The sequence below is a fragment of the Streptomyces sp. NPDC111628 genome, assembly GCF_055635195.1.
Window position 1 is genome coordinate 847,425 of the sequence record NZ_JBVKBZ010000001.1, and the last position, 14,783, is coordinate 862,207.

17 protein-coding genes and 1 pseudogene are annotated in these 14,783 nt (G+C 70.0%); 10 read left to right on the top strand and 8 right to left on the bottom strand.

From position 1 onward, the window contains the following. The first annotated feature begins 92 nt into the window (after positions 1-92). From ACZ7MF_RS04260 to ACZ7MF_RS04275, 4 genes are all read left to right on the top strand, one after another. Positions 93-446 carry a hypothetical protein gene (locus ACZ7MF_RS04260; RefSeq protein ID WP_016327131.1) on the top strand — a complete coding sequence of 118 codons (354 nt, stop codon included), beginning with the start codon at positions 93-95 and terminating at the stop codon, positions 444-446. 230 nt (positions 447-676) lie between these two features. Beyond that, complete coding sequence (locus tag ACZ7MF_RS04265) at positions 677-1,921, top strand: L,D-transpeptidase (RefSeq protein WP_471474398.1); 1,245 nt, start codon at positions 677-679, stop codon at positions 1,919-1,921. 150 nt (positions 1,922-2,071) lie between these two features. Continuing rightward, positions 2,072-3,571, top strand: coding sequence for an ABC transporter permease (locus tag ACZ7MF_RS04270; protein WP_471474399.1), 1,500 nt, complete (start codon positions 2,072-2,074; stop codon positions 3,569-3,571). A 33-nt stretch (positions 3,572-3,604) separates the two neighbouring features. Then, positions 3,605-4,288 (top strand): ABC transporter ATP-binding protein, encoded by a 684-nt coding sequence (locus tag ACZ7MF_RS04275; RefSeq protein WP_356860327.1) that lies wholly within the window; start codon positions 3,605-3,607, stop codon positions 4,286-4,288. 25 nt (positions 4,289-4,313) lie between these two features. On the opposite strand, the gene ACZ7MF_RS04280 is transcribed toward ACZ7MF_RS04275, so the two are convergent. Then, positions 4,314-4,835 (bottom strand): carboxymuconolactone decarboxylase family protein, encoded by a 522-nt coding sequence (locus tag ACZ7MF_RS04280; protein WP_471474400.1) that lies wholly within the window; start codon positions 4,833-4,835, stop codon positions 4,314-4,316. A gap of 182 nt (positions 4,836-5,017) precedes the next feature. Between ACZ7MF_RS04280 and sigJ the strand changes: the two genes are divergently transcribed. Next, positions 5,018-5,932: an RNA polymerase sigma factor SigJ gene (sigJ, locus tag ACZ7MF_RS04285; RefSeq protein WP_471474402.1), complete on the top strand. Its 915-nt coding sequence runs from the start codon at positions 5,018-5,020 to the stop codon at positions 5,930-5,932. A 30-nt stretch (positions 5,933-5,962) separates the two neighbouring features. Here the strand turns inward: sigJ and ACZ7MF_RS04290 are convergent, their stop codons facing one another. Further along, positions 5,963-6,745, bottom strand: a complete 783-nt coding sequence (locus tag ACZ7MF_RS04290) for an MBL fold metallo-hydrolase (protein WP_471474403.1) — start codon at positions 6,743-6,745, stop codon at positions 5,963-5,965. A gap of 90 nt (positions 6,746-6,835) precedes the next feature. On the opposite strand from ACZ7MF_RS04290, the gene ACZ7MF_RS04295 reads away from it, so the two are divergent. Further along, positions 6,836-7,438 carry a TetR/AcrR family transcriptional regulator gene (locus ACZ7MF_RS04295; protein WP_471474405.1) on the top strand — a complete coding sequence of 201 codons (603 nt, stop codon included), beginning with the start codon at positions 6,836-6,838 and terminating at the stop codon, positions 7,436-7,438. A gap of 3 nt (positions 7,439-7,441) precedes the next feature. Here the strand turns inward: ACZ7MF_RS04295 and ACZ7MF_RS04300 are convergent, their stop codons facing one another. Both ACZ7MF_RS04300 and ACZ7MF_RS04305 read right to left on the bottom strand, forming a co-directional pair. Beyond that, on the bottom strand, positions 7,442-7,855 hold the full coding sequence (locus ACZ7MF_RS04300; protein WP_471474406.1) for an ATP-binding protein: 414 nt from the start codon (positions 7,853-7,855) through the stop codon (positions 7,442-7,444). Then, entirely contained in the window at positions 7,852-8,070 is a 219-nt protein-coding gene (locus ACZ7MF_RS04305) for a hypothetical protein (protein WP_471474407.1), read from the bottom strand. Before ACZ7MF_RS04305 ends, ACZ7MF_RS04300 begins: the two co-directional genes overlap by 4 nt. A gap of 115 nt (positions 8,071-8,185) precedes the next feature. On the opposite strand from ACZ7MF_RS04305, the gene ACZ7MF_RS04310 reads away from it, so the two are divergent. Together ACZ7MF_RS04310 and ACZ7MF_RS04315 are read left to right on the top strand one after the other, a co-directional pair. Continuing rightward, complete coding sequence (locus tag ACZ7MF_RS04310) at positions 8,186-9,049, top strand: helix-turn-helix domain-containing protein (protein WP_471474409.1); 864 nt, start codon at positions 8,186-8,188, stop codon at positions 9,047-9,049. Next, positions 9,021-9,251, top strand: coding sequence for a DUF397 domain-containing protein (locus tag ACZ7MF_RS04315; RefSeq protein WP_471474410.1), 231 nt, complete (start codon positions 9,021-9,023; stop codon positions 9,249-9,251). Before ACZ7MF_RS04310 ends, ACZ7MF_RS04315 begins: the two co-directional genes overlap by 29 nt. A gap of 13 nt (positions 9,252-9,264) precedes the next feature. Here the strand turns inward: ACZ7MF_RS04315 and ACZ7MF_RS04320 are convergent, their stop codons facing one another. Then, on the bottom strand, positions 9,265-9,765 hold the full coding sequence (locus ACZ7MF_RS04320) for a hypothetical protein (protein ID WP_471474411.1): 501 nt from the start codon (positions 9,763-9,765) through the stop codon (positions 9,265-9,267). Between the two features lie 73 nt (positions 9,766-9,838). Here ACZ7MF_RS04320 and ACZ7MF_RS04325 point away from each other — a divergent pair. Beyond that, positions 9,839-10,257, top strand: a pseudogene (locus ACZ7MF_RS04325) (IS5 family transposase); the annotation flags it as partial. Positions 10,258-10,325: 68 nt separating this feature from the next. On the opposite strand, the gene ACZ7MF_RS04330 reads toward ACZ7MF_RS04325, so the two are convergent. The 3 genes from ACZ7MF_RS04330 to ACZ7MF_RS04340 form a co-directional block, all read right to left on the bottom strand. Further along, entirely contained in the window at positions 10,326-11,492 is a 1,167-nt protein-coding gene (locus tag ACZ7MF_RS04330; protein WP_471474412.1) for a low temperature requirement protein A, read from the bottom strand. A gap of 46 nt (positions 11,493-11,538) precedes the next feature. Continuing rightward, positions 11,539-12,432, bottom strand: coding sequence for an alpha/beta hydrolase (locus ACZ7MF_RS04335; protein ID WP_471475190.1), 894 nt, complete (start codon positions 12,430-12,432; stop codon positions 11,539-11,541). A gap of 136 nt (positions 12,433-12,568) precedes the next feature. Further along, complete coding sequence (locus ACZ7MF_RS04340) at positions 12,569-13,501, bottom strand: alpha/beta hydrolase (RefSeq protein ID WP_471474414.1); 933 nt, start codon at positions 13,499-13,501, stop codon at positions 12,569-12,571. A 362-nt stretch (positions 13,502-13,863) separates the two neighbouring features. Here ACZ7MF_RS04340 and ACZ7MF_RS04345 point away from each other — a divergent pair, with 362 nt between their 5' ends. Next, complete coding sequence (locus ACZ7MF_RS04345; protein ID WP_471474415.1) at positions 13,864-14,772, top strand: helix-turn-helix domain-containing protein; 909 nt, start codon at positions 13,864-13,866, stop codon at positions 14,770-14,772. The last annotated feature ends 11 nt before the right edge of the window (positions 14,773-14,783 follow it).

A 14,783-nucleotide genomic window follows, 5' to 3' on the forward strand; every position in this document is an offset into this window, starting at 1 on the left:
GTGGCGCTGGCGAATTGGCCGTGTGGGCAGATGTTAGTGAAAGGCGCGGGTCACAGGAAAGTCACGGGAGCGGTCGGCCTTACGCTCCGGGCATGAGCACTCCAGAGACATCACGGTTTGTACGTATTCGCGTCGAGCTGGTGCTAGAGATCGACGACGAGGAGGCCGTCACCGGGGCCGCCCTGCAGGCCCTCGCCGACGACACCGACCTGTCCGACGCGGAACGGGCCGACTCCGAGCGCGCTGTGACGGAGGACACCGCCGAGGCCCTGGCGCACCTCGTCGACCCGTTCGACCTGGTCAGCGTGGTGCCCGGGGTCGAGCTCCAGCAGGCCTCCTGGAGCAGTGAGCAGATCGACTACGACCCCGACTCGCCCGAGTGGGACCTCGACGAGGATGATGGCGGCGAGAACGACCCGGAAGACGAGGAAATGACGGTCGGCTGACGCGGTGTGGGGAAATTCCTGACCCCGGGCGGCAACCGCCGCCCGGGGTTTCGTCGTCTCACGGTGCGCACTGGCCGACACCTCTCCGCACAGCGTCCGCCCCCTGGGGCAAACGTGGTATGCCCCACACCCGTGAGCGATGTGGAACGGGACGAACCGGTCGTAGCGTTGAAAGTTATTGACGGGGTATCTCGGGGTTTCGGGAATCGGCAACGATGGAGAAGCGTGTGATGACGGACGGTAAGCGGCGCAAGGGCCTGGCGGCCGCGTCCGCACTGCTCGGCGGTGTGCTGGTGCTCTCGGCATGTTCCAGTAGCGACGCCGACACCTCCGGGGGTGGGGACAAGACCTCGCAGGCCGAGGTCGACGAGGCGGCGGCCAAGAAGACGTCCGAGGCGCAGATCAAGATCACGCCCAAGGGCGGCTCGGACAACGCCTCCATCAACAACTCCGCCGGCGTCACCGTGAGCAAGGGCACGCTCACCGAGGTGAAGATGACCGCCTCGGACGGCACCGAGGTCAAGGGCGAGATATCCGCCGACAAGACCAGCTGGAAGCCCGGCGGCCAGCTGGAGCGCGCCACCAAGTACCAGATCACGGCGACCGCGCAGGACTCCGAGGGCCGCGCCGCCCACGAGAACGCGTCGTTCACCACGGTCTCCCCGGAGAACAGCTTCATCGGGACCTTCACCCCGGACGACGGCAAGACCGTCGGCGTCGGGATGCCCGTGTCGATCAACTTCGACAAGCAGATCACCAACAAGGCCGCCGTCCAGAAGGGCATCACGGTCAACAGCAGCAGCGGCCAGGAGGTCGCCTGCCACTGGTTCTCCACCCAGCGCATGGACTGCCGCCCCGAGAACTACTGGCAGGAGGGCTCGACCGTGACCCTCAAGCTGGCGCTCGACGGGGTCGAGGGCGCCGACGGCGTCTACGGCGTCCAGCAGAAGTCGGTCACCTTCAAGATCGGCCGCAACCAGGTCTCCTACGTCGACGCGAAGACCAAGCAGATGAAGGTCACGCAGGACGGCAAGACGGTCAAGACCATCCCGATCTCCGCCGGCTCCCCGGACAACAAGACCTACGAAGGCCAGATGGTGATCTCCGAGAAGTTCAAGGAGACCCGGATGGACGGCTCGACCGTCGGCTTCACCGACGACGACGGCAAGGGCGAGTACGACATCAAGGACGTGCCGCACGCCATGCGCCTGAGCACCTCCGGCACCTTCATCCACGGCAACTACTGGGGCAAGGGCATCTTCGGCAGCGTCAACACCAGTCACGGCTGCGTGGGCCTGGCCGACGCCAAGGGCGCCGACGACCCGAACACGCCGGGCGCCTGGTTCTACAACAACTCGATCATCGGTGACGTGGTCGTCGTCCAGAACACCGGCGACAAGACCATCGCCCCGGACAACGGCCTCAACGGCTGGAACATGGACTGGGCCCAGTGGAAGGCGGGTTCGGCGGTCTGACGCCGAACTCCCTGAGGGCCGAGGCTACTTCGCACGGGCGCCCGCCACTCCCCGCACGGGAGTGGCGGGCGCCCGCGCCTTTCCCGGCTTCTCATCCTTCTCTTACGCGGGCCTTATCCCTTCATCACGGGCCGTCCCTACGTTGCGGCCATGTTCTTCACGTACCTGAGGCGCGAGCTGCGCCGCCGCCGAAAGGCGGCCCTCGTCGTCGCCTCGGGCCTGGCGCTGGGCATCGCGCTGGTCATCGTCGTCGACTCCGTCTCCTCCGGAATGAGCCGGGCCCAGGACAAGGTCCTGCAGTCCCTGTACGGGCTGGGCACGGACATGACCGTCACCAAGGCCGCCGAGGCCTCCTCCGGCGGCACCGCCGAACGGCCGCGCTTCCGCTTCGACGCGCAGGACGACGGCTCCGAGGAGGAGCAGAGCACCGACCGCGTCATGGTGCAGGGCTTCCAGTCGCTGGCGAGTGAGACCGTCGGCAAGGTCGCCGGGCAGAGCGGCGTCGCCGACGCGGTGGGCGGCCTGAGCCTGCAAGTCGTCAAGGTCAGCGGCGAGTTCTCGCGCGGCCAGTTCAAGCAGGATGCCTCCGGCGGCGGCACGGGCGGCACGGGCGGCACGGGCCAGGGCGGCGGCCCGGGCGGCGGGCAGTCCCCGCAGGGCCGCGTCCAGGGCGGCGGCGCCGACTTCGACGTCAACAGCTACTCCGTCTACGGCACCGACGTCACCGAGCCCGCCCTCGGCCCGCTGACCACGTCCACCATCACCGGCGGACGCACCTTCAAGGAGTCGGAGACCGACGCGAAGGTCGCCGTCGCCGACTCGGCGTACGCCAAGGAGAAGAAGCTCAAGACGGGCAGCACGGTCACCGTCAAGGACACGAAGTTCGAGATCGTCGGCATCGCCACCGCCGACAGCGGCGACGCGGCGGCCGACCTCTACCTGCCGCTGAAGCAGGCCCAGACGCTGGGCGACGCGAAGGACAAGGTCACCACCATCTACGTCAAGGCGACCGACTCGCAGCGGATCGACGGCGTCAAGTCCGCCATCCAGAAGAACGTCCCGGGTACGACGGTCACCACCTCCGCCGACCTCGCCGACACCGTCTCCGGCTCCCTGTCCACCGCCTCCTCGCTCGCCACCGGCGTAGGCAAGTGGTTGTCGATCGTGGTCCTGGTGGCCGCCTTCCTGGTCGCCGGTCTGCTCACCTCCTCCGCCGTCTCCCGCCGGGTGCGCGAGTTCGGCACGCTCAAGGCGCTCGGCTGGCGCTCGGGCCGGGTCACCCGGCAGGTGATCGGCGAGGCCCTCGTCAACGGCCTGGTCGGCGGCGCCCTCGGCATCGCGCTGGGGCTCGCGGGCGCGTACGCCGTCACCGCCGTCAGCCCGACGCTGCAGGCCCAGCTAGGCGGCGGCGCGGGCGGCGGCGGGGGTGCGGGCGGTCCCGGCGGCGGCCTCGGCGGAGGCGGGCTGGGCGGCCCCGGCAGACAGGCCGCCGCCAAGACCCTCGACATCGCGCTGACCGCACCCGTCAGCCTCGCCACCATCGCCCTCGCGGTCGCCCTCGCCGTGACCGGCGGGCTCGTCGCCGGCGGCTTCGGCGGCTGGCGCGCCTCTCGGCTGCGCCCGGCGGACGCCCTGCGCCGCGTCGAGTAGCGCCCCCCTTCCCCGTACTCCAGGAGTCGCACCATGTACGAACTCAGCGGCGTCACCAAGCGCTACACCCGCGGCAAGGCCGTCGTGCACGCCCTCGACGGCGTCGACCTGACCATCGCCGACGGCGACCGGCTCGTCATCCAGGGCCCCACCGGCGGCGGCAAGTCCACCCTGCTCCAGATGCTGGGCGGCCTCGACCGGCCCAGCTCCGGCGAGATCGTCCTCGACGGCACCGATCTCGCGGGGCTTCCCGAGGCCCGACTGACCCGGGTGCGCAGCGAGAGCATCGGCTTCGTCTTCCAGTCCTTCAACCTGATCCCGACCCTGACCGCCCAGGAGAACGTCGAGACCGCTCTGGTCCCGCTCGGCGTGCGGGCGAGGGACCGGCGCGAGAAGGCGGCCGAGGCCCTGGCCTCCGTCGGCCTCGGCGAACGCCTCGGCCACCTCCCCGGCGAGATGTCCGGCGGCCAGCAGCAGCGTGTCGCCATCGCCCGCGCCCTGGTGAAGCAGCCCAAGGTGCTCCTCGCCGACGAACCCACCGGAAACCTCGACGAGTCGACCCGCGACGAGATCATGGACGTACTCGACCGCATGTGGAAGGAGCTGGGCCTCACCTTCGTCATGGTCACCCACGACTCGGCGATCGCCAGGAAGGCCCCCCGTGTGGCCACCATCCGCAAGGGCCGCATCACCGTCAAGGAGAACGCTTCGGCCTGACCGGGGCACGATCGGTGACGGTGCGTCAGTCGGTGTAGTTCTTCCCCGGGGGCCGGCCGGGCACCGGCTTGCCGACGAGGGCGACCGGGGTGAACAGGCTGATGTGGCCCAGGAACAGGGTGAGGTGCCAGATCCCGTCGGTGTCGTAGTGCCGGGACAGCCGGGCGAACAGGTCGTCACTCACCCGGTCCCCGAACGGGTTCGGGGTGAGGACGGCCTCCGCGAGTTCCAGCGCGGCACGCTCGGGACCGGTGAAGCAGGGGGCGCTCTGCCAGGTTGCCACGGCCGTGATGCGCCGCTCCTCCTCGCCGGCCTTGCGCAGGGCGTCGGTCGCCGCGACGCCGTGGTAGGTGCTGCCGATGAGCTGTGCGGTGCGCAGGCGCATCAGAGCGAGGGTGGCCTGCGGGACCGGACCGTTGCGGAGTGCCTTCTGCACGGCCGCGGAGAGGGCCAGCAACTCCGGGTAGAGCCCGGTGGGGTCGGGCAGGCGGGACCGTGTCCCGTCCTGCCCCGCGGTGGTGGTCGTCGTGTCCTCGGTGGTGGTCATGGCGGAGTCGCTCCTCGAAGTCGGTTCGGACGTCGTTCCACTCCTCCGACACCGTGGCGGCCCGAAGTGTGAGCCCCCGCCCCGGACCGGGGGCTCCGGCCCGCATGTCACACCTGGCCGCGCTGTCGCGTCGTAGGGGGGTGAGGACACGCGCGCACGCGGCAGAAGGAGCGTCGGAAGCAATGACCACCCGATCCGCGCCGGTCACCGGCGAGCGGCGGCAACTGATCAACGTGGCCTACCGGATGCTCGGCTCGCTGGCCGACGCGGAGGACGCCGTCCAGGAGGCGTACGCCCGCTGGTACGCGATGCCGGCGGGCCGGCGGGAGGCCGTCGGGACCCCGGGGGCCTGGCTCACCACGGTCGTCAGCCGGGTCTGCCTCAACCACCTGCGCTCCGCCCGGGCCCGGCGGGAGCACTACGTGGGGCAGTGGCTCCCCGAGCCGCTGGCCGACCCCGCCGAGCGGAACGCCGCACGGGCCCCCGGTATCGCCTCCGACCCGGCCGATCTGATCACCCTCGACGAGTCGGTCGGCATGGCCTTCCTGGTCGTCCTGGACTCGATGTCCCCGGCCCAGCGGGTCGCCTTCGTCCTCCACGACGTCTTCCGCTATCCGTTCCCCGAGGTGGCCAGGATCGTCGGCCGCACGCCCGCCGCCTGCCGCCGGCTGGCGTCCACGGCGCGCCGGGGGATCCGCACCGCACGGGAGTCCGCCGCCACGTCGACGGCGCAGGACGCGGCCGTCGTACGCGCTCTCAAGCGGGCTTGGGAGATCAGCGACGTCGCTGCGCTCATCCGGCTCCTCGACCCCGAGGCGACCGCGGTCGGCGACGGAGGCGGCGTGGTGCGCGCCCTGGAGCACCCCGTGCGGGGCAGCGAGCGGATCGTGCGCGGCCTGCTGCGCTTCGGCCCGCGGCAGTCCGGGCAGACGCTGCTCGAACGCACGGTCAACGGGCGGCCGGGACTGGTCGGTTGCCAGGACGGCGCGGTCGTGACGGTGTACTCCTTCGGCGTCTCGGACCAGCGCGTCCGCCACCTGTGGGCGATGCGCAACCCCGAGAAGCTGCGCTCCTGGGCGACGGTCCCGGCCGCGTGAGCCGGCGGAGGCCGGGCGGACGGTGCCCGGTCACGTGGCCAGGTCGAGCCACTGCCCGACGGTCAGTACGTGTGCGCGCCGCCCGGCGTGCGCGCGGAACTCGGCCTCCGGGTCGGCCACCTCGACGTAGCCCGCGATCTTGTCCGGCTGCTCCGGCTCGTAGTGGATCGGCACCGCGAGCCGGGCGTCGAGGATCTCCGCCACCGCGGCGGCCTGCCGCGGGTCCAACGCGGCGGGCACCGGGCTCGGGGGCTGCAGGTGCGGTGCGTCGACCACGGCGCCGTTGGCGGGCAGGAACACCGCGTCGAACGGGCTGAACCGGCGCGCGACCAGCCACCAGAAGCCGTGGAACATCGTGTCGCCGCCGTGGAAGATCCGCCGCCCGTCGGCCTCCACCACCCAGTTCACCTGCGGGTCGCCGAGCCCGTCCACAGCGGGGACCGCCGTGACGCGGAACGGCCCCAGGTCGCGCGAGGACCAGACGTCCACGACCTCGGCCGCCAGCCGGTGCCGGACCAGCTCTCGCTCGGCCAGGAGCGTCGTCACGTTGTCCACGTCGTCACCGTGACCGGCCGCCGGTCGCAGCACCGGCGCCCCCGGCGTCAGCACGTCCGCGAGCGCGGGCGCGTCGGTGTGGTCCCGGTGCAGGTGGGTGACGAGCGCGGCGGACGCCCTCCCGCCCGGCACCGCCACGTTCTCGCCGGGCTTCCACCCCGTGAACAGCGGCGAGAGGTCCCGCACGTAGTCGATCAGCAGTCGCTCGCCGCCCGCCTCGATCTCCAGTCCGGCCCAGCCCAGTCGTCGCACTCGCATCCCGCACTCCTTCGGTCGGTGGAGCTCCGGACGTTAGTGTACGGTCGTTCGCTAAATCAATAGCGAACGACCGTACGCTATATTCGTCCCATGTCACCACGACGCTCAGCGGCCGAAGCGCAGGCCACCAGGGGCCGGATCCTCGGCCGTGCCGCCGAGATCGCCTCCGAGGAAGGGCTGGACGGCATCACCATCGGCCGGCTCGCCGAGGAGCTGGAGATGAGCAAGTCCGGGGTGCACAAGCACTTCGGCACCAAGGAGACGCTGCAGATCTCCACGCTGGACAAGGCGTTCGTGGACTTCTGGCACCGGGTGGTCGAGCCGGCACTCGGCGAGCCGCCGGGTCTGCGGCGACTGCGCGCGGTCTGCGCCAACTCCGTGGGCTACCTGGAAGAACCGCTGCTGCCCGGCGGCTGCCTGATGACCGCGGCACTCAGCGAGTACGACGGCCGCCCCGGCCGGGTCCGCGACGCCGTGGCCGAGGTGTGGTCGCGCTGGCGGGGGCAGCTGCGGGCGGACCTGACCACGGCGGTGGACAGCGGCGAGCTGCCCGCGGACTTCGACGTCGACCAGGCGCTGTTCGAGATCGTCGCGGCCGGGCTGGCGCTCAACGCGGCCATGCAGCTCCAGCACGACCGGACGGCCGCGGACCGGGCCCGCCGCGCGATCGAACGGGCCCTGGACCAGTCCTGACCCTCACCGTCCGCCCCGGACCGCCGGGGCGGCGGGTGCCCGGACGGCGTCGAGCGGCGGCTCTCCCGCCAGCTCGCACCAGACCGTCTTGCCGTGCCCGCACTGCTCCACGCCCCACCGCAGCGCCAGCGCGTCGAGGAGGGCGAGGCCGCGCCCGGACTCGTCGGTGGCACCGGCCGGTCCGGCGAGGAGGGGCAGGGCGCGTGGGTCGGGGTCGGCGACCTCCACGCGCGTGCGGCCGGTGGGCAGTACGGCGATGCGGACGGTCGCGGGGGTGCCCTCGCCCACGTGGTCGATGACGTTCGTCAGCAACTCGGTCACGCACAGGCGGACGTCGTGGTCGTAACGGTGCAGAAGGCGGCGCACCTCCGGTACGGCCTCCGGCGTGGCGAGCAGGCTCAGTTCCCAGATCGTCACGGCGCCGCCTGGCGCAGGACCGCGGCGAGCGCACGGGCGGTGGCCGCGTTGCAGTTGCCGAGCGAGACGAGACCGGCGGGCGGGGCGTACGCGCCGGCGAACGTCGGCAGATCCAGACCGAGGGAGGGGAGGGCGATGCCGTGCAGGGCGAGGGCGGCGCGGAGCTCCTCCACGCAGCGGGGCATGTCGTCCTGCGGACGGGGCGGTTGGGTCATGAACGGGCACCTTTCCGTGTGCGCTCTGTGACGAACGCCTCACACAGTGACGTTTGGCGCCCTACCGTGAAAGGGATCTCGCGTCGGCAGCCCGGAGTGCGGAAGGAGTTGTGCGGTGGCACAGCGCAAGGACATCGACGGCTCGACGAGCGTCCCGACCTTCTACGGCAAGGAGTTGAGGTACCAGCGGGAGCGGGCCGGACTGTCGCTGGAGGCGCTGGTCGAGGGCAGCTTCTACGGCAAGTCGCACCTGAGCGACATCGAACGCGGCGAGCGGCGCATGCCGTTGGACCTGGCCCGGCACGCGGACCAGGTGCTGGGGACGGACGGGTTCTTCGAGCGGCGGTGCGAGGATGTGCGGAAGGCGCGGCGGGCGGGGCACGCCGCGTACTTCGAGCAGGTGCTTGAGGCGGAGAAGCGCGCCAAGGCCATTGAGGAGTGGTGTCCCAGCCTCTTTCCCGGGTTGCTTCAAACCCCGGAGTACGCGCGGGCCGTTGTCCTGGCGACTCATCCCCTGGCCCTCGATGAAGACGTTGAGCCGAAGGTCAGCGCCAGGATGGCGCGTGCCAGCCTCTTCGAGGAGGACCACCACACCCCGTCGTACTGGACGATCCTTCACGAGTCGTTGCTGCTGGACCCCATCCTGCCGTCACGAGAAATGGCCGGACAGCTCGACCGGGTCGTGAGGCTCGCCGAGCGTCGACGTATCGTTCCGCAGATCCTCCTGCGGACATGCGGCCCGCACCCCTTCATGGTTGGCACCGCAAAGCTCATGTCCTTTCCGGACGCTCCGCCGCTGGTGTACACGGAGTCGCTGCACAACGGTGTCACCATCGATGATCCGGCGCTCGTAGAGGAGTACCGCAAGTCGTACGATCGGCTCAGGGCCGTCGCACTGTCACCAGAGACGTCCCTGGCCAGGATCAAGGCGGCGGCAGGGGAATACCGAAATGGCGAGCGACCGGATCGACTTGAGTGATGCCTTCTGGCGCAAGTCGACCTACAGCAACGGCAGCGGCGGCGACTGCCTCGAAGTCGCCGACGGCGTCCCCGGCCTGGTCCCCGTCCGGGACTCCAAGGTCTCCCGCGACGGCGACGGGAATGGCCCCGTCCTCCTCCTCACCGCCCGCGCCTGGGCGCCCTTCGTCGCCGCGCTGAGCCGGGGCGCGCTCACGGTGTGACGTCGGGCCAGGATCAGACAGACGGCCCGGCCGGAACCCAGTGAGCTTCGCGCACAGGTCGCCAGCGCCTCCTGTACTGAATGAAGAGGAGCGTGCCCAGGGTCGCCCAGACGGCCACCGCGAGAAACCCCCAAAGCCCGGAGGACCAGCCGGAGTCGTGCGTCAACCACCACAGGACAGCCACGGCAGGGAGCAAGAAGAAGACCGGCACGACGAGCCACCCGAACACGTAACATCGGATGACTTCGCTCATTCGGATGGAGGACCTTCCGAAGAACTCGTAGCGCGTCGTGTGCACCGTCCCGCCGAGTGCCGGAGACTCGCTGCTCGCCCCCTGCCGCACGTAGTAGCGGCCCCGCGGCAGGACCGGGAACAAGATCACCAACCATGCGGTGGCAAAGAACCGGCCGCCGGCATCCGGCCGTGAGTTGTGCAGCAGCATGGTGCCGATGCCACTGTCGGTTCTCAACTCGGGTATCTCGTCCGGGGACAGCGGCCACACGGGATCCGACACCACCCCATGCTAGGGCCTGTCCGGCGGATCATGTGACCTCCTGGCCAGACGGCTGCTGGTCAGGACATGGGGCGGGCGGTCCCGGGGCGGTCTGACATCCAAGATCCACCTCGCCGGCGAGGTGGCTGCCGACCCATGGCCCTCGTGCTCACACCAGGTCAGTGGGGCGATGCTCCGCAGATGACCGAGGTCCTGAATCGGATCCGGGTTCCCCGCCTGTCAGGTGGACGGCCCCGGACCCGGCCGGACCACGTCAGCGGCGACAAGGCATACGGCTCCCGCCGGGACCGTCGCTACCTGCGAGGACGCCACATTCGGAACACGATCCCGGAACCGAAGGACCAACGGGCCAACCGCCGCCGCAACGAGGTCGAGCGGACCATCAACCGGCTCAAGAACACCCGCCCCGTCGCGACCCGTTACGACAAGCGGGCCCATGTCTTTCACGGCACCGTGACCGCCGCAGCGATCCGGCGCTGGATCCGTCAGTGATCCGCCGTACAGACTCCAGGGGCGTCATGCGAACTGCGCGGTGCGGCATGCGGTTCTCTGGTCGCGGTTCATTCCGTGGTTGCTGCTTTCAGGGAGTCCGTCAGGCGTTGGTGGGTGCGGATGAGGGTGAGGGCTGTGGTGATGAGGATGAGATCGAGGAGGGCGAGGGAGGCGAGCGGGGGTAGCCACACGGCGGCCACGCCGGCGGCAGTGAGGGCGAGGCAGGCGAGGAGGCGTTCCTTCCAGGCTCCGCCGGTGGTCGTGCCGAAGAACCAGGCGGTGGTGGCGAGGTAGAGCACGGGGCCGCCGAAGAGGAGCAGTGCGATGGTGAGCGAGCCGTGCTCGGTGGGGTGGGCGATGGCCAGTTCGCTGCCGACGGCGAGGGCGACCAGGGCGGCCAGGACCAGATAGGCGCTGTTGACGCCGTGGCGGACCGAACGGACGGGGTCGGGGCTGTGGGTGACGGAGTCGGTGAGGACGTCCTCGCCGCCGCCGAAGTAGGCCGCCCACAGACACACCAGGGCGGTAAAGACGCCGGCGGTCGCGAGCACGCTGGGCAGGTCGACGAGTGCCTCGGTCATGGCGCGGCCCGTGGTGAGGACGGTTTCGCCGAGCAGGATGATGAAGAACAGGCGGAGGCGTTCGATCATGTGCTCGGCGTCGAAGGCGAGTTCGCGGCTGCTGAGGGTGCTGCCGGGCAGAGGGTGGGCGAACCAGGTGCCGGTGAGGTCGATCAGGGCGGCGGCGGCCCACCACCACAGCCGCGGGCCGGAGCCCGCCGCGGCTCCGACGATCCACAGCGGTGCGGACGCTGCCATCCAGATCAGGGTGCGGCGGAAGTGCTCGCGCAGGGCGTCGGTGCGGGCCGCCAGGGCCGTCACGGTGCCGGCGAAGAAGAGGATGGCGAGGAGCGGGATCACGAACACCCAGGCCCGGTCGTCGAAGGCGCCGGGGAGCGCGGCGTTCATGAAGAGCCCGAGGCCCATGGCGACGACGATCATCCAGCGGGTGACCTGGCGGTGGATGTCGAGGAAGGTGGCCTCGTAGCTGGTGTAGGCCCAGGTGCCGAAGACGGCGACCAGCAGGACGGCGGTCTCGGCGACGCCGCGCCAGGTGAGGTGCTCCAGGAGGTGGTGGGAGAGCTGGGAGACGGCGAAGACGAAGACGAGGTCGTAGAAGAGTTCCAGTGGCGAGACTTCGCGCCGCAGTCGCAAGGTCTGGGGAAGACTGCTCATGGCGGGGTCTCCTACGAGCCTCGGTTTCGGGTGGGCCCGGGGAGGATCAGGTGAGGTGGGTGGCGAACCAGTCGATCATCCGGCCGGGGTGCTCGGGGAAGTGGTTGTAGCCGTCGAAGCGGCGGGTGGTCCCCTCGATCCAGTGCAGCTCCTTGTCCTCGGCGGCGAGGTTGTCGTAGATGCTCTGGACGTCCTCGGGCCGGGTGCTGGAGTCCTCGTGGACCTGGGCGATGAGCGTGGGCACGCGGACGTCCTTCGCGTATTCCAGCGGGGAGAGCTCATCCAGGTCGAAGCCGGTCAGGTTCCTGAGTTCCGTCTCCAGCAGTCCGATCCCGCCGGGCACCCGGGCCAGGGCGGTCTCCGCGAGTGCGCGCAGGGACACCGGCTGAACGGCGACGAGGGCCCGGACGCCTTCGAACTCCTCGGGGTGCCTGGACATCGCGACGATGGTGGAGTTCGCCCCCAGGCAACGGGAGAGAAAGCCGATACGGGTGTTGTCGACGCCCATGCGCTCGCGCCCGTAGTGCGCCGAGCCGATCACGTCGCGGTACTCGAACTGGCCAATGCCGACCAAGCCCCCGTTGGCTTCGCCGCTGCGGCCGTGGTTGCGCAGGTCGTAGGCGAGGACGTTGTAGCCGGCGTCGTGAAGGTTCTTGTAGTCGGGCAGGAAGTTGACCTCGAAGTCGGCGAAGGGGGTGGCGTACTGGGGCAGATGCCCGGGGTAGCCGTAGCGGTTGGCCGGCATCGGGTGGTTGGCGATGACGAGTTTGTCGGATTCGGCCGGGATGAACCAGCCCTCCAGCGGGGTGCCGTCCTGCGAGGGAAACGTGACGTCCTCGTGGGAGAGGCCGTACTCGTCAGGTCGGCGCAGGACCGGGACACGGCGGGTGTAGGCGAACCCCTGGGCCATGCTCGTGGCGATCGTCTCGGGTGAAGGCATGCTCACGGGTGGCTCCCGGTAGGTCGTGCGATGAGGGCGGGCCGGACGAGCGGCGTGAGGGTGCTCGGCCGAGCCGGCCGGAGAGTGCGGTCTGCGGGCGCGGTCGTCCCTGTCGAAGAAGGCGAGGACGGGCGGCTCAGAGGTGCTTGTTGAAGAACGGGATGAGCGCGTCGAGTGCGGGCCCGACGGCCTCGGGCTTGTCGTAGAGGTCGTAGTGGGAGACGCCCGGGATCACCAGTACTTCCTTGTCCTGGGAGGCGGCCTTGTCGAAGACCTCGAAGGCGTCCCGGTAGGCGCCGAACTCACCCGGCTTGTTGCCGACGACGAGCAGCAGGGGCTGGGTCAGCAGCTTGTCCGCGAGGTGGTAGGCGTCGAACCAGACCGTGGGGGCCATGGAGGAGAACGACCACAGGTTGGTTCCGTTCGGGTGGGCGCCCCGAGGAGTCTTGTAGTACTCGGTGGCTTCCGCGACGTCGATGTGGAGGGGCGGAACCATGCCGAGCTCCTTGGCCTTCTCCACCGACGGCGGCAGGGAACTGTCGAGCCGCTGCTCGCCCCCGCGGGCCTCGACGGTGCGCTGGGCCGAGATGGCCTCCAGCGTCTTGACGGCCGCGTCCGGAGACATGTCGCCCTGACGCAGCAGCCGGCCCAGGTTGACTCCGGTGACCGTTGCGACCGCCTTGAAGCGGCGCTCGGTCATTGCGGCGGCCCAGGTGTAGCCGCCGCCGGCGCACATGCCGAAGACGCCGATACGGTCCTCGTCGACGTAGTCGAGGGTGACGAGGTAGTCGGCGGCGCAGCGGAAGTCCTCCACCCGCCACGTCGCATCCTCCAGCTGGCGGGGCTCGCCGCCGCTGCCGGCCTGGAAAGCGGCGTCGAAGGCCAGGACGACGAAGCCCGCCTCCGCGAACGCCTTGCCGTACACCGACCCCGAGGTCTGCTCCTTGCAGCTGCCGACCGGGTGGGCACTGACGATGGCCGGGTACTTCTGGGCGGGGTCGAAGCCGGGCGGGAAGTGGATGTTCGCGGCGACGTCCACGTGCTTGTTCTTGAAAGTGACGGTTTTCACGGCTGACGCCTCCTGAAAAGCGATGTCGTTCCGCGAGAATTACCGGGACGCCGAAATGGTGCGCTCCAGCCGACCCTCGTGTTCTCCGCGGCGATCGGATCCAGCGGTGAATCCACCGTCACATATCCACCGGCCGTGGTACAGGGTAAGGATCCATACCCCCCTTCCCCGGTCGCCCATCGTCCGGGCACACACCGAACACGCTGGGAAAGGGTGACGCTCACGAAGGGGCAGAAAAATTCGGTCTTCCGCGGCTTGACGGCAGGGGGAAATACCGGCGCGACCAAGGGGCACGAGGGGGGTATGAGTCTCTACCCCCGGCAGTGCCTCGTGGCGGGTGATCGCGGCCTTACTGTGGTCGCATGGGCAGGGACGCGAACCACAACGAGCTCGGGCAGTTCCTCAAGGCGCGACGAGCCGATCTGAAGCCCGGGAACATCGGGTTCACCGATGACGGCCGGCCGCGCCGGGTCCCGGGGCTGCGCCGCGAAGAAGTGGCCCAGCTCGCCTCGATCAGCGTCCAGTACTACACCCGCGTGGAGCAGGGCCGTCTCAAGGCGTCCGCGCCGGTCCTCGCGACGCTGGCCGACGTGCTGCGTCTTGACCACGACCAGCGGACCTACCTCCTCGAACTGGCCGGCAAGGACGCCCCTCGCCCACAGCGACCCGCAACCCAGAAGGTGCGCCCCCCGACCCGGCGCCTCCTCGACGCCCTCGGCTTCCCCGCGATCGTCCTGGGCCGCCGTATGGACATCCTCGCCTGGAACCCCCTCGCGGCAGCCCTCCTCACCGACTTCTCCCAGCTCTCCGCGAAGGAGCGCAACTACGCCCGCCTGGTCTTCTCCGACTCCGAGATCAGAGCGCGCTACAAGAACTGGAGTGCCATAGCGCCGGACTGTGTGGCCTTCCTGCGCATGGAAGCCGCTCGCCACCCCGACGACCCCCGCCTGAGCGAACTCGTCGGAGACCTGTCGATAAAGGACCCGCACTTCCGCCGGTGGTGGGCCGCCCACAACGTCGCCGCCCAGACCGCCGGAGTGAAGAAGATCGACCACCCGCTCGTCGGTGAACTCACCCTCGACTGGGAGACACTCGCCTGTGCCACCGACCCCGACCAGCAACTCGTCGTCTGGAGTGCCGAACCGGGCACGCCCAGCCACGAAGCGCTGGCCTTCCTCGCCTCCTGGGCCGCCACCCACACCCTGGCCGCCGCGCGGGATTCGCAGCCCGACAGACCGGAAAGCACGCGCCGCCACGACAGCGGCCACTGAAATTCGTCCCT

Bases quoted from the DNA above. Each gene is read 5' to 3' on its own strand.
- ACZ7MF_RS04260 (WP_016327131.1), top strand. From the start codon at position 93: ATGAGCACTCCAGAGACATCACGGTTTGTACGTATTCGCGTCGAGCTG.
- ACZ7MF_RS04265 (WP_471474398.1), top strand. From the start codon at position 677: ATGACGGACGGTAAGCGGCGCAAGGGCCTGGCGGCCGCGTCCGCACTG.
- ACZ7MF_RS04270 (WP_471474399.1), top strand. From the start codon at position 2,072: ATGTTCTTCACGTACCTGAGGCGCGAGCTGCGCCGCCGCCGAAAGGCG.
- ACZ7MF_RS04275 (WP_356860327.1), top strand. From the start codon at position 3,605: ATGTACGAACTCAGCGGCGTCACCAAGCGCTACACCCGCGGCAAGGCC.
- ACZ7MF_RS04280 (WP_471474400.1), bottom strand. From the start codon at position 4,835: ATGACCACCACCGAGGACACGACGACCACCACCGCGGGGCAGGACGGG.
- sigJ (WP_471474402.1), top strand. From the start codon at position 5,018: ATGACCACCCGATCCGCGCCGGTCACCGGCGAGCGGCGGCAACTGATC.
- ACZ7MF_RS04290 (WP_471474403.1), bottom strand. From the start codon at position 6,745: ATGCGAGTGCGACGACTGGGCTGGGCCGGACTGGAGATCGAGGCGGGC.
- ACZ7MF_RS04295 (WP_471474405.1), top strand. From the start codon at position 6,836: ATGTCACCACGACGCTCAGCGGCCGAAGCGCAGGCCACCAGGGGCCGG.
- ACZ7MF_RS04305 (WP_471474407.1), bottom strand. From the start codon at position 8,070: ATGACCCAACCGCCCCGTCCGCAGGACGACATGCCCCGCTGCGTGGAG.
- ACZ7MF_RS04315 (WP_471474410.1), top strand. From the start codon at position 9,021: ATGGCGAGCGACCGGATCGACTTGAGTGATGCCTTCTGGCGCAAGTCG.
- ACZ7MF_RS04330 (WP_471474412.1), bottom strand. From the start codon at position 11,492: ATGAGCAGTCTTCCCCAGACCTTGCGACTGCGGCGCGAAGTCTCGCCA.
- ACZ7MF_RS04335 (WP_471475190.1), bottom strand. From the start codon at position 12,432: ATGCCTTCACCCGAGACGATCGCCACGAGCATGGCCCAGGGGTTCGCC.
- ACZ7MF_RS04345 (WP_471474415.1), top strand. From the start codon at position 13,864: ATGGGCAGGGACGCGAACCACAACGAGCTCGGGCAGTTCCTCAAGGCG.